The sequence below is a fragment of the Vibrio sp. R10-SF1-ISO8 genome, from assembly GCF_059833805.1.
Genome location: NZ_JCBDHL010000021.1, coordinates 542605 through 555844, shown reverse-complemented (window position 1 = coordinate 555844; position 13240 = coordinate 542605). Strand labels below are relative to the sequence as shown.

At 44.5% G+C, this 13240-nt stretch carries 13 protein-coding genes; 2 read left to right on the top strand and 11 right to left on the bottom strand.

What is annotated here, in order from left to right; translation table 11 throughout:
- Positions 1–35: 35 nt before the first annotated feature.
- The 5 genes from AC6R00_RS20660 to cysB all read right to left on the bottom strand — a co-directional run bounded on the left by AC6R00_RS20660 (position 36) and on the right by cysB (position 5289).
- Positions 36–830 (bottom strand): ABC transporter ATP-binding protein, encoded by a 795-nt coding sequence (locus tag AC6R00_RS20660; RefSeq protein WP_500641749.1) that lies wholly within the window; start codon positions 828–830, stop codon positions 36–38.
- Positions 827–1771 carry an ABC transporter permease gene (locus AC6R00_RS20655; RefSeq protein WP_500641748.1) on the bottom strand — a complete coding sequence of 315 codons (945 nt, stop codon included), beginning with the start codon at positions 1769–1771 and terminating at the stop codon, positions 827–829. Before AC6R00_RS20655 ends, AC6R00_RS20660 begins: the two co-directional genes overlap by 4 nt.
- Positions 1772–1839: 68 nt before the next feature.
- Positions 1840–2805, bottom strand: a complete 966-nt coding sequence (locus AC6R00_RS20650) for an ABC transporter substrate-binding protein (protein ID WP_004748919.1) — start codon at positions 2803–2805, stop codon at positions 1840–1842.
- Positions 2806–3075: 270 nt separating this feature from the next.
- Entirely contained in the window at positions 3076–4269 is a 1194-nt protein-coding gene (locus AC6R00_RS20645) for a methyltransferase (protein ID WP_500641747.1), read from the bottom strand.
- A 45-nt stretch (positions 4270–4314) separates the two neighbouring features.
- Positions 4315–5289, bottom strand: a complete 975-nt coding sequence (cysB, locus tag AC6R00_RS20640) for an HTH-type transcriptional regulator CysB (RefSeq protein WP_004749651.1) — start codon at positions 5287–5289, stop codon at positions 4315–4317.
- A gap of 297 nt (positions 5290–5586) precedes the next feature.
- Between cysB and AC6R00_RS20635 the strand changes: the two genes are divergently transcribed.
- Positions 5587–6351, top strand: coding sequence for a hypothetical protein (locus AC6R00_RS20635; RefSeq protein ID WP_004743671.1), 765 nt, complete (start codon positions 5587–5589; stop codon positions 6349–6351).
- A gap of 72 nt (positions 6352–6423) precedes the next feature.
- Positions 6424–7194 (top strand): tRNA isopentenyl-2-thiomethyl-A-37 hydroxylase MiaE, encoded by a 771-nt coding sequence (gene miaE / locus AC6R00_RS20630; RefSeq protein WP_500641746.1) that lies wholly within the window; start codon positions 6424–6426, stop codon positions 7192–7194.
- A gap of 66 nt (positions 7195–7260) precedes the next feature.
- On the opposite strand, the gene AC6R00_RS20625 is transcribed toward miaE, so the two are convergent.
- From AC6R00_RS20625 to rpsA, 6 genes are all read right to left on the bottom strand, one after another.
- Entirely contained in the window at positions 7261–8445 is a 1185-nt protein-coding gene (locus tag AC6R00_RS20625) for a hypothetical protein (protein WP_500641745.1), read from the bottom strand.
- 193 nt (positions 8446–8638) lie between these two features.
- Positions 8639–9334 (bottom strand): orotidine-5'-phosphate decarboxylase, encoded by a 696-nt coding sequence (gene pyrF / locus AC6R00_RS20620; RefSeq protein ID WP_500641744.1) that lies wholly within the window; start codon positions 9332–9334, stop codon positions 8639–8641.
- An 85-nt stretch (positions 9335–9419) separates the two neighbouring features.
- A complete protein-coding gene (lapB, locus tag AC6R00_RS20615) occupies positions 9420–10589 on the bottom strand; it encodes a lipopolysaccharide assembly protein LapB (RefSeq protein ID WP_500641743.1) in 1170 nt (389 codons plus the stop codon).
- Between the two features lie 26 nt (positions 10590–10615).
- Positions 10616–10894: a LapA family protein gene (locus AC6R00_RS20610; RefSeq protein ID WP_004743675.1), complete on the bottom strand. Its 279-nt coding sequence runs from the start codon at positions 10892–10894 to the stop codon at positions 10616–10618.
- Between the two features lie 141 nt (positions 10895–11035).
- Positions 11036–11317, bottom strand: a complete 282-nt coding sequence (gene ihfB / locus AC6R00_RS20605) for an integration host factor subunit beta (protein WP_006881264.1) — start codon at positions 11315–11317, stop codon at positions 11036–11038.
- 211 nt (positions 11318–11528) lie between these two features.
- Complete coding sequence (gene rpsA / locus AC6R00_RS20600; RefSeq protein ID WP_004748546.1) at positions 11529–13199, bottom strand: 30S ribosomal protein S1; 1671 nt, start codon at positions 13197–13199, stop codon at positions 11529–11531.
- Positions 13200–13240: the final 41 nt, after the last annotated feature.

The following is a 13240-nucleotide window of genomic DNA, read 5'->3' as shown; positions in this document are numbered from 1 at the left end:
GCATCATAAGTTGGTTAATGACTGTCAGTAAATACCTAATTTAGTAACAAACTGTCGTCAGCCAGTTCTTCTCCTCGCACTTTGGTGAACATCTCAAGTAGATCAGGTACCTGCATATTGGCGCGCTGTTCACCCGCCACATCCAGCACAATTTCACCTTGATGGAGCATCACAGTACGATCACCACACGCTAATGCATCTTTCATCGAGTGTGTCACCATCATTACCGTCAAATTAAACTCTGCGACAATTTTCTTCGTTAAATCAATAATAAAAGCTGCCATACGAGGATCTAGTGCGGCGGTATGCTCGTCGAGTAACAGCAGTTTACTATCGGACAAAGTCGCCATAACCAAGCTCACCGCTTGACGCTGCCCACCAGAAAGAAGCCCGATACTGTCACCTAAACGATCTTCTAACCCTAGCCCCAGGATGCTGATTCGCTCTTGAAACAACTTGCGACGCTTGCTCGAAAGAGACAAACTCCAACCGCGTTTTTTGCCACGCATATAGGCAAGCGCCATGTTCTCCTCAATGGTAAGGTCGCCACAGGTTCCAGCTAATGGATCTTGGAAAACCCGAGCACATTGCTGAGCTCGTTGATCAACCGTACGCTTGGTCACATCTAACTCATCAATAATGACACTTCCCCCCACCATTGGGGTTTCTCCTGTGACCGCCCCAAGAAGTGTGGACTTACCCGCACCATTTGAACCAATTACGGTTAAAAACTGGTGTTCTGGCACCTCTAAGCTGACGCCACGTAAGGCTCTATTTTCTAAAATCGTACCCGGATTAAAAGTCACCTGAATATCTTCTAAACGAATCATGCTACTTCTCCTGACTCTTTATCCTGCTTGATGTCGCTTTTACCGTCAGCAGGAGGACTAAGCTTTTTTGATTTGAGATTTCCTTTAATTTTTGGTGCGATAAGGGCAATCGCGACCAAGACTGCGGTGACTAAATTTAAATCTGACGCTTGTAAGCCAAACATTCCGGTACTTAGTGCAAAGGCAACGGCTAAACGGTAGAGAACTGAACCAACAATAACCGCAACGACTGCAACCCATATTTTTCTGCCAGGTATCAAAGTTTGCCCGAGAATCACTGCGGCTAGGCCAACTACGATAGTACCCACCCCGGAAGTCACATCGGCAAAACTGTTGGTTTGAGCAAACAAAGCGCCCGCAAAACCCACAAAACCGTTTGATAGCGCTAGACCGAAGTAAGTGTAAAACGCAGTGCTCGCCCCTTGAGCCGAGACCATACGCGCATTGACACCTGTCGCTCTAAGCCCTAAGCCAAAATCACTGTTTAGCAGCCTTACCACTAGCCATCCCGATATCAAGACCAAGACTCCAACAATCAATGGACGAATCAACATAGGATCGCCGATGGCTTCAAACGGGGTCAAAATAGTCTCTTCCCCAAGTAAAGCAACGTTAGGTCTACCCATAATTCTGATGTTGATTGAGAAGGCAGCGATCATAGTTAAGATAGAAGCAAGTAAATGTAGAATACCGCAACGAACAGCTAAGAACGCGGTGACCCAACCCGTTGCGGCCCCTGCTAAAATAGCCATAAGGGTCGCGAGCCAAGGGTTAATCCCCGCAACTATCGCTGTCGCAGCGACAGCCGCTCCCATAGGAAAGCTTCCATCAACACTTAAGTCCGGAAAATCAAGTACGCGAAAGGTGAGATAAACGCCCAGAGCAACAAGGCCATATAGCAAGCCAATTTCTAGAGCGCCAAAAAATGCAAAAGCAGACATACCAACTCCCTTTTCTGCTAAAGATCAAGACGCCTCAAGCATGTGTTGAACACACTTGAGGCTGAGGTTTATTTCACGCTTGTTGCACGATCTAGAACAGATTGAGGAATAGAAATACCTAGTTTAGTTGCTGCGCTCTTATTGACCACAAGATCAGAACCCTTGGCGACTTTTACGTCCAGTGAACCTGGGTTCGAACCTTCTATAATAGCAGCGACATAATCTGCGGTTTGCACACCCACTTGGTAGTAATCAAAGCCTAAGCTTGCAATGGCACCTTTATCAACATAAGAAGTCGCACCACCAAGCACTGGGGTCTTCGCTTGGTTCGCCGCAACAATCATACCTTCGATTGCACTCGCGACTGTGTTATCCGTTGGCGCATAAAGAACATCTGATTTTGCAGCAATGGCTTGAGTCGCCGATTGTACATCAGCGCTTTTCAACGCCGTTGCTTCAATCACTTCAATACCCTGCGCAGATGCACTTTGTTTAAGTAACTCGACCAGTGTGACTGCGTTCGCTTCACCTGGGTTAAACACCACGCCGATAGACTTAGTGTCTGGCAAAATTTCTTTGATCAGCTCGACATGCTGACTCACTGGAGAGAGGTCAGAAAGCCCAGTGACGTTTTTGCCCGGTTGCTCTAGTTGTTTAACTAGTTTCGCGCCTACAGGGTCAGTTACCGCTGTAAAGACAACCGGAATAGAGCGCGTTGCAGAAACCAATGCTTGCGCAGTTGGCGTAGCAATACCAACTAAGACATCGGGTTTCTCTCCAACATATTGGCGGGCAATCTGCACTGCAATCGCTGGGTTTCCTTGCGCAGTTTTATAATCAAACTCAAGGTTCTTACCCTGCTCGTAACCTTTAGCTTTTAAGCCATCGATTAGACCTTGGCGTGTGGCATCCAAAGCTGGGTGCTCAACGATCTGTGACACGGCAACTTTCGCTGTTTTCGCCATAATACTAGCGGATGAGAGTAATGTGACACCTGCAAGAGCGGCTGTTGCAATGACTTTTGCTGCTTTCATCTTAACTCCTTGATGTAATACCAACGTCCTTGTTCGCTCAAACATCTATCTCTAAGCCTGATAGGCATTAACCCAGTCAGCTGTTTTCTTAGACGCCATAACGTGAGCCCATTCATTGAACTTGGTATAAGCAATAATGTTGTGTGAGGGTATATTTAGTATTGTTGTTATTGCACAAATTATGTGCACATCAATATTATTACCAACATGCTGTTCAAAAGAAAAGCAACTTTTAACATTAAAGCAACAAAAGGAGAGCCGCGTTGTCGTTTACTGTTTCACAGCATGAATCAATAAGTTGCGCGGGGTTGTCTCTCTAGAGCAAAACTCAGATAAAGTCACCGTGTAGCCTTGTTCTTGCAGATACAGCGCCTTATCTAGCACTAGCCACAGTTCCAACACGCGGCGAAAAGGTTGCTGTACCAAACTGATACGCTCCATCTGCCAGTATCTTTCTAAGCCCAACTTTTCGTAGTAGCCAAAATCTACTTCGGGCAAATTGATTCCCTTCTGCTCACAGGCCCAGCGACAAAAAGCTTCAAACCCTTCTGCCAACTGAGACTTTTTGATACTAGGAACAGGTTGATACCTGTCAGTTCGCGTGATCTCGCGCGTCAATAGGTCGAAGCCAAGACGAAAAGTCATCTCTTCTATACGATGGCGTTTGACACGCTCACCACCCGTCACCGTTTCCTGTAGAGGGATTCTTAGCTCTTGGCGCGTTAGAGTTAGTATCGAAGCTCGACCAAGCTCAGATAATGCTTGGTAGGTGTCACAGTTTACCAAGTGATAGCAGCATGGCGATAAGGTAACGGCAGGAAGTTGCTTTCGCGTTGCGTGGTTGATCAGTGAAACATGCAAATCACCGCATGCATGCAAGGCAACCGCATGTTGATTACTGTTGAATGCCGCTTCGGCTTGCTCACTCAGCGCATCACCTTGAATGAATTGCATCGCGAGACCTTGTTTGTCTGCCTCACGTTGGCCAGACTCGCACAACGCTTGCTGATATTCAAAACTAGTGACTTTTTTCTGAGTTTGGCTTGCAAGAATTCGCCCTAGAAACCCCTTGCCTGAGCACCACTCAAGCCACTCACCACCATGATGGTTGTTGATAGCCGCTTCTCCCATCGAGAGAATTTGCGCTAACTTCCGCCCGGGAACGCCACTTTCAACCCCTCGCGCTAACTCAAGACCTTTGCTGTCAATTTGTGGCAATGTTGTCCAGCCACTAATCTGCTCAAGACAAGGTAGGTAGCATGACATATCGTTAAGCAATGAAGCGTTGTCTTGCTTATAGGAGGTAATTTTCTCTGGGGAAAGACTCTCTAACCAGCCGCACAACGCGGAACTTTGACTAAGCCAAGGCAAAGATTGTTGGTCAGATAGAAAAAATGGCTCGAAGCGCCAGTAGGCTTGATGCTCAATCAAGAACTGATTGAGTAATTGGAATTGGTTTAACATGGCTTCCCCCTGAATGGGTATTTTAGAGGGAAGCCAATCGAGATGCTAGCGTACCGGTAGATCGATGTCTTTAAACATCTCTTCAATTTCGGCGTTTGATTTAAGTGATAAAGCTTGCTCTACCACAGGTCGAGTCAAGTGAGGGGCAAATCGCTCCATAAAGTCAAACATGTAAGAACGCAAGAAAGTACCGCGCCTAAAGCCAATGCTTGTTGTACTCGCACCAAATATATGACTTGCATCTATCGCGACTAAATCAGTGTCTTGTTCTTGGTCAATCGCCATACTCGCAATGACACCAACACCAATTCCCATGCGCACGTAGGTTTTAATCACGTCAGCGTCAGTGGCAGTAAACACCACTCGCGGCGTTAGGCCATATTTATTAAAGGCAGTATCAAGCTCAGAGCGGCCGGTAAAGCCAAATACGTAGGTGACAAGCGGGTAGCTGGCTAAATCTTGAATCGTGACTTTCTCTTTTTGCGCCAATGGGTGTGACTTAGGTACAACGATTGAACGATTCCAGTGGTAACAAGGCAACATAATGGCGTCTTGATACAAGTGCAGCGCTTCTGTCGCGATAGCAAAGTTTGCCGTCCCTTTCGCAATGGCCTCAGACATTTGCGAAGGCGTACCTTGGTGCATGTGCAGCGATACTTTTGGATAGCGCGCAGTAAAGCCTTTAATCACATCTGGTAAGGCGTAACGAGCTTGAGTGTGAGTGGTCGAAATATTGAGAGTGCCCATCTCTGGGTGAGTATGCTCACCTGCAACCGCTTTAATGCTTTCTACACGAGCTAAGATCTCTTGGGAGATACGAATAATATCTTGCCCTGCACTGGTCACTTGGGTTAAATGTTTACCACTACGTTCAAAGATTTGAATACCAAGTTCATCTTCCAATAAACGTACTTGTTTACTGATACCCGGTTGCGAGGTATATAAGCTCTCTGCGGTTGCTGATACATTTAGGTTATGATTAACAACCTCAACAATATACTTCAATTGTTGTAATTTCATTCTCGACCTCGCAATCCCTTATCGACGCCCCATAGTGAGCAAATATAGTTTATAATATTTAGTTATAACGCCAATAGGTTTAAATTGATAGTCCAATCGCGATTAAGGTAAGGAAATACAGGCTGTTTTTGCGCTTGATTGCCCATTTTGCAATCAATTACTCAGAATGAGCTTTTCAATCCGAGTTTTCATTAATAAAATTTATCAATTGGGCGATAATACAAAACAGGTGCAGTAGCTTAGCGGAATCGTGTATGCTTATCTGCTAGCCATTAAAAAACATAAGATACGGAATTTATGAATATTGGTTTAATCATAGCTTTAGTTGCCATCTTACTCGTCTTGATCCTTGGCTATAACATTATGCTCCAGTATAAAGTTAAAGCTGAAACAGCACGAAAACAGGAAAGTTCACGCTACTTACAGATCATAGATGCGACCGAAGAACTCATTGGGCATGCACATCACATGCCTTACAGTAAAGAGCTACTGATGTGTCTCAATACCCGTATTCTAGACGCACTACAGAGTATGCACGAACTCGACCCGAAAAATAAGCAATTAGAACAACGAGTTGAACACGTAAAGCAACAAATTAAGCAGCTTGAAGAGAATTTCAAAGGTGGCGAAAGTGCGACCTTCAAAGTTCCGTCAAGTGATAAGCAAGCGATTGTTATGCTCAAGTTGGTTAAGCGCTTGCGCGATACTATTCGCAGCGAACACAACAAAGGTCGCTTCGAAACTCAAGCGTATGTTGCTGAGAATGCTCGACTAGAAACCATTCAGATTCGCATCAATATAGAGAACGTCATTAAGCGTTCCAATGATGCTATCGTTCGTGGTCAGCCTGGTACCGCTATTCAGTTGCTGAAAAAAGGTCTTGATGCGTTAAGTACCAAGAATGATAGCTACTCAACACAAGCTCGCGAGAAGCTACAGACCATGTACGATGAGCTTGAAACAAAACGTCAAAGTCGCAATGCTGAAGAGCTTCATCAAATTGAAGAAGATCAACGCAAAGACGATATGGATGCGCTCTTTGGCGAAAAGAAAAAGTGGTAATATAATCCCACTCAACCTATCTAAAAAGGTCGCAATTGCGGCCTTTTGTTTTTAAATAAGCTGTAAAACACGATGATTGAACTAGAACAATATCAAAGCTTACTGGAACCGATTAATGGTTTCCTACAGTGCTCAACGCCAGATAAATGGGTAGAAGAAGCTCGCAAGCCTGAAAACCTTAAAGTCGTTTTGATTGACCATTTGCTGTGTGAGCTTAAGGCAGGTCAGTCAGCCATGTACCTGATTCGCAAGTACGCAGTAGATAAACAAAGCGCGCATAGCCTACTTGATTGGTTTAAACCCTATGAAGACTTTGCTTATCGCAAGACGGGCAGCCTAGAAACGCTCAAAGGTAAGAGCAATATCTCTAAAGCGATAATGGCGAAATCTGACTCGCCATATAGCCAAGATCTGATCGATAAAATGGTTTTGTTGATCAAAGAAGAGCTCCACCACTTCTATCAGGTGCTCGAAATCATGGACAACAGAAATATCGCCTATGAGCCAGTTCAAGCTAGCCGTTATGCCAAAGGCTTGATCGCTAAGATGGCTACTCACGAGCCACAAACCCTGATTGATAAGCTTATTATCGGCGCCTACATAGAAGCTCGTTCATGCGAACGCTTTGCCAAGCTGGCACCACATATGGATGAAGACATCGCTAAATTCTACGTATCCCTATTACGCTCAGAGGCTAGGCACTATCAAGACTATCTCACACTTGCTGAAGACATCGCCGGTGAAGATATCAGTGAACGCGTTGACTACTTCGGTAAACTAGAAGCTGACTTGATTGCTTCACCTGACAGCGACTTTAAATTTCATAGCGGAGTTCCAGCTTAACGCTTGCCTCACCAGACTAAAAAAGGATGCTTGTCAGCATCCTTTTGTCGTTAATTCTAATTGGCATTAAGTATCGAGTAATGCTTCGCCTAATCCAGCCGCATAAAGCTTCTTGCTGATCCGGTTGAGTGCTTCTGCGTGTTTTGGCTCAACCACCAGGGTACCCTTACTTTTCAAAACATCCATCATGGCTTCAACACAGTTAGCATCGTTATCGACACCATCTAACTTAGAGCGGATAAACTGGAACCAATCTTCATCCATTTTCTTCTTAACTTTATCAATCACTTCTTGGCTTACGACCTCGAACTGTTGGCGATTATCAAAAGAGTCTTGGTTGGTTCGCGCTATATCGTAAACGATGTGTGCCTTCTTCTTCGCAATCAGCATGCCGGGAATATTGAGTTGGAGTTCTGCAATCTGTCCGTTACTCATTTTTAAGAAAAACTTAATATCTTTGTAGCCACTGCTATCAGGAGCTACATTGTGTTGTTCTAGATTACTGCCCCCTCGCGCTAGCTGATAGCGATCTTTCAGCGCTTTTTGGTGAGTAGCGACCGCTTGAAATTCTTCCGTACCACAAATAAACAACTTGGCACTCTGAAGGTCACGAAATCTTTTTACTTTGACTGTGATGCGCGCGCAGTCTTTCAAATCTCCGACATCATTTGCTCGTACTCGTGTGGTGATTTTCGCTAATGCTCCGCTATAGCTTTTAATTCCTCCGTAAGCACCGGGAGGGAAACTCACCTCTGCACCAAATGCCACTTTCAGCCTTTCGGCGAATGTATTGAGCTCGACCTGTGCTTGGATTATCTCTTTAAACATCAAAAATAGTTGCTTACGTTTCAGTTTGGCATTGGCAACTTGGTTTTTGCCATGGAAATCCATTGCCTTAGTATTCAATACCTGTTTACCTGCTGCATTGGTTTCTAGGTACTGAGATAGGTCTTCATCTAGGTACTCCACTAAATGAGCATCGTCTGTAAGGATATCGTGCATGAGTTTGCACATTTTGCCTTCTTCCGTCTGTTGGAAGCTCTTAGACTTTAGCTGGGCACGCAACTCAGCCAAGCTCGACTGATATTCGGTTTGATTGACAAGGCGAAACCCTTGCGAAAGATGAGCGGATTGGTTGATTCTTTTTAAAACTTCAGCTTTGACTTTCGCAACATCTCCAACCGTCATTTTTTTCGTGACAGCGCCACCTAAAGCTTCACTGCCCACTGATGCGACTAACGTATCTGCCATTAATCAAACTCCTTCTCTAAAGTTACGCTTATACGTATGACTACACTGCAACTCATTCATAATATTGATTAAAGATCATATCTGGACTTGTAGACAGCGCGAGTAATAAGATTGAGATAAAGATCAGCAAATTGTTATTCGAATAGAGATAGAGGGTACAAAAAAGCCAGCGAACGCTGGCTTTAGAAAGGGGTTACACGAGAGTCGCGTTAATGTCTGCCAATACCGCTGCTGGTTCAGCGGCCTGAGTAATCGGACGGCCAATAACAAGATAGTCAGATCCCGCTTGAATCGCATCAACTGGCGTCATAACACGCTTCTGGTCACCTACCGCTGCACCTGCTGGGCGAATCCCTGGGGTTACGAGTTTAAACTCTTTACCTAGCTCGTTCTTAAGCATAGAGGACTCCTGCGCAGAACAAACCACACCGTCTAAGCCAGAGTTTTTTGTCAGGTTTGCTAGGCGGATAACTTGCTCTTGTGGAGCGATGTTTAGACCTATTCCGGCTAAGTCGCTCTGTTCCATACTGGTTAACACTGTCACACCAATAAGTAGCGGACGATCTTTACCATAAGGCTCAAGAATCTCACGAGATGCCGTCATCATGCGCTCGCCACCACTGGCATGTACGTTTACCATCCATACACCTAGCTCTGCAGCAGCGCGTACCGCTTTAGAGCAAGTGTTTGGAATATCGTGAAACTTAAGATCTAAGAACACTGAAAAGCCGCGCTTGTGCAATTCTTTGACGAAATCAGGACCAAATAGCGTAAACATCTCTTTACCTACTTTGAGTCGGCATGAGCTTGGGTCAATTCTATCAACAAAAGCGAGTGCATCAGCTTGGTTATCATAATCAAGTGCAACTATTACTTTTTGGTCGATCATTTCATCTCCTAACTTACTTTAAACAAATCGAAAAAAAGCAGCGGGATCACCGCTGCCATTTTGTGATGGGATTACCCCATAAAAACTATTCACCATCCAATCCTCGGATTGGCTTGATCGTCCCCCACCCTTTACATGAAGGACAATGCCAATACATGGAATGGGTCGAAAAACCGCACTTACGACATCGATAGTGAGGCTTAACCTTAAGCTGTTCCCCGACCAGTTTCTGCAACGTGCCAAGGCTGGCCTTCGCTCTACCCTCTTCAGCTTCCGCTAAATGATAGTCCATTAAGCGGTAAAAGCCTTTCATGGTCGGGTTTTTGACCAGTTGGCGAGTCAATAACTCTTGAGCAGCACCAGCGCCATCATGTTGCGCCACAAGTTGAGCAAGCATGAGTTCGGCCGATACACCCGCCTTGTTAACGATACACTGGCGCAAGAAATTTAGTAACTCATCTTCTTGGCCTAGATGATGGTAGCACTCAGCTAAAGTAGGCAAAACTTCGCTAACAAAGTCACTATCTTGCTCTAACACCATCTCCATATACTTGATGGTATTGTTGTAATCTTCGTCATCAAGATACAACTTACCTAAAGCAATACTGGCACGGACACACTTTGGATCTTCAGACAAAGCTCGCTTGAAGTTTTGCATCGCTACTGCATGATTGCCATCTGCTTTTTCTTGCATTGCAAGTTCGCACCAAAAATGGCCAATACTGGTTCGCATTCGCTTGCGCCCCATCTTAACGAGCAAGGAGGCATAGTGGATAGCTTTGTTCCACTCACGTGTCTGCTGATAAATCGCTACCAACTGCTGCAAAGCCGCTTCACGATGATCGGGCTCGTCAACCAACTGCTCAAAGATTTTTTCAGCGCGATCAAGAAAACCTGATGCCATGTAATCTTTAGCAAGTTGCTGTAAAGCAATATTTTTTTGGTCAATTGTTAACCCAGATCGGGAGATTAGATTTTGGTGGATACGAATGGCGCGATCGACTTCGCCTCTAGAACGAAATAGGTTGCCTAGCGCTAAGTGAGTATCAATCGTTTCATTATCAACTTGAAGAAGTTCGATAAAGTGATCAACAGCTTTGTCAGATTGATCTGACAAAAGAAGGTTCAAACCCGTCACATACTGACGTGATATTTGGTTTGATTGTTTCTGCTTGTCTTGCTGGGCACTTCGATTACCCATATACCAACCGTAAGCGGCAGCAATTGGCAATAACAAGAAGAGAATTTCTAACATCAAGTAACAGCCTACCTAATACAACTTTAAGCTTTACCTTGGCTTGCTTCACTCACTGACGGAGATAACTTATTAAGCTGCTTCTTCAGTTTACGCACCTGCAACTTAGATTTAAGGTGCAAACTGCCGAAAATTATCCATGCTACTGCGAAGCCACCAATAAAGACGCCACCAAGCAGCGTAGACAGATGGAAGTCACCTTGCGCAATTAGATAGTTAAAATTAACGACTGCCTGATTCTGAGAGCCTAATGCCAATGCAATTAAAAATAGGGCCAGTACAAGAACGATTTTTATAATTTTCATAGTCCATCACCTAAGATAAGTTCTGCCGATACGATTATGCAGTAAAAGCTACAAACAAACCATGGTTATCTCTGTAATTCCAATGATAAAAAAGCGGCATACGCTTTGTATGCCGCTTTTTTATCAGTCTTTTACAAATATCTAGCCGATATTGACGCGCTCTCGCAACTCTTTACCTGGCTTGAAGTGAGGAACAAATTTGCCTTCCAACTCCACTTTGTCACCAGTTTTTGGGTTACGCCCGACACGAGGTTCACGGAAGTGTAAAGAGAAGCTACCAAAGCCACGAATCTCGATTCTGTCGCCACTTTCCAGTGTTGACGCCATATGCTCTAAAATGTCTTTTACAGCATCTTCTATCTCTTTCGCTGAAAGGTGCGTCTGCTCTGCGCACAGTCTTTCAATCAATTCAGACTTAGTCATAGTTGCCCTCGTAGAGTAATTTATCACTTATTATAGTAAGTAATACCAGTTCCAACAAACACTTGCTTTCAATTTTAGACAATAATTGAGCAATATGTGTAATGAAAAATTGCTTTTTTTAGAACACTTTGAAGAGATTGGTATTACTACTAGTAATCTTTCGAACATAAAAAAGGAGCCTTTCGGCTCCTTTTTCTTAAAAGCGATTTAATTATTCGCCTTTAGCTGCTTTGAAAGCGTCAGCCATAGCGTTACCGAATGAAGCATCGTCTGCTTTGTTCAGTGAAGCCATTGCTTCTTGCTCTTCAGCTTCGTCTTTAGCTTTGATAGATAGGTTGATTACGCGGTTCTTACGGTCTACACCTGTGAACTTAGCTTCAACACTGTCACCAGCGCTTAGGATTAGAGAAGCGTCTTCTACGCGGTCACGAGAAACTTCAGAAGCGCGGATGTAACCTTCTACGCCTTCTTCAAGCTCGATAGTTGCACCTTTAGCGTCAACAGCAACAACAGTACCGTTAACTAGAGTGCCTTTCTTCTTCTCAGCAACGTAAGCGTTGAATGGGTCGTTTTCCATTTGCTTAACGCCTAGAGAGATACGCTCACGCTCAGCGTCTACTGCTAGTACTACTGCAGAGATTTCGTCGCCTTTCTTGTACTCACGTACCGCTTCTTCACCAGCAACATTCCAAGAAATGTCAGATAGGTGAACTAGACCGTCGATGCCGCCTTCTAGACCGATGAAGATACCGAAGTCAGTGATAGACTTGATCTTACCAGTAACTTTGTCGCCTTTAGCTTGCGCTTCAGCGAAAGATTGCCATGGGTTAGCTTTACACTGTTTTAGGCCTAGAGAGATACGACGACGCTCTTCGTCGATTTCAAGAACCATAACCTCAACTTCGTCGCCAACATTAACAACTTTAGATGGGTGGATGTTCTTGTTAGTCCAATCCATTTCAGAAACGTGTACTAGACCTTCAACGCCTTCTTCGATTTCAACGAAACAGCCGTAGTCAGTTAGGTTAGTAACGCGACCAGATAGTTTGTGACCTTCTGGGTAACGCTTAGCGATTGCTACCCATGGATCTTCGCCTAGTTGCTTAAGACCTAGTGATACGCGAGTACGCTCACGGTCGAACTTAAGAACTTTAACTTGGATCTCGTCACCAACGTTAACGATCTCAGAAGGGTGCTTAACGCGCTTCCAAGCCATGTCAGTGATGTGTAGTAGGCCGTCAACGCCACCTAGGTCTACGAATGCACCGTAGTCAGTAAGGTTCTTAACGATACCTTTAACTTCTGCGCCTTCTTGTAGAGTTTCTAGAAGCTCATCACGCTCAACGCTGTTCTCAGACTCGATTACTGCACGACGAGAAACAACTACGTTGTTACGCTTCTGGTCAAGTTTGATAACTTTGAACTCTAGCTCTTTGTTTTCTAGGTGAGCAGTGTCGCGGATAGGGCGCACGTCTACTAGAGAACCTGGAAGGAAAGCACGGATACCGTTTAGTTCAACAGTGAAACCGCCTTTAACTTTACCGTTGATGATACCAACAACAGTTTCAGCTTCTTCGTAAGCCTTCTCAAGTACGATCCAAGCTTCGTGACGCTTCGCTTTCTCACGAGAAAGTTGAGTTTCACCGAAACCGTCTTCTACAGCGTCTAGAGCTACGTCTACTTCAGAACCAACTTCAACTTCAAGTTCGCCAGCAGCGTTCTTGAACTGTTCAGCAGGGATTGCAGACTCAGACTTTAGACCAGCGTCAACAAGAACGAAACCGTTCTCGATAGCTACTACAGTACCTTTAACGATAGTACCTTGTTGGAATTCAGTCTCGTTTAGAAACTCTTCAAAGAGTTGAGCAAAAGATTCAGTCATTTATTTAATCTTCAATAAATTAAACGTCCACGGGTGTCCTA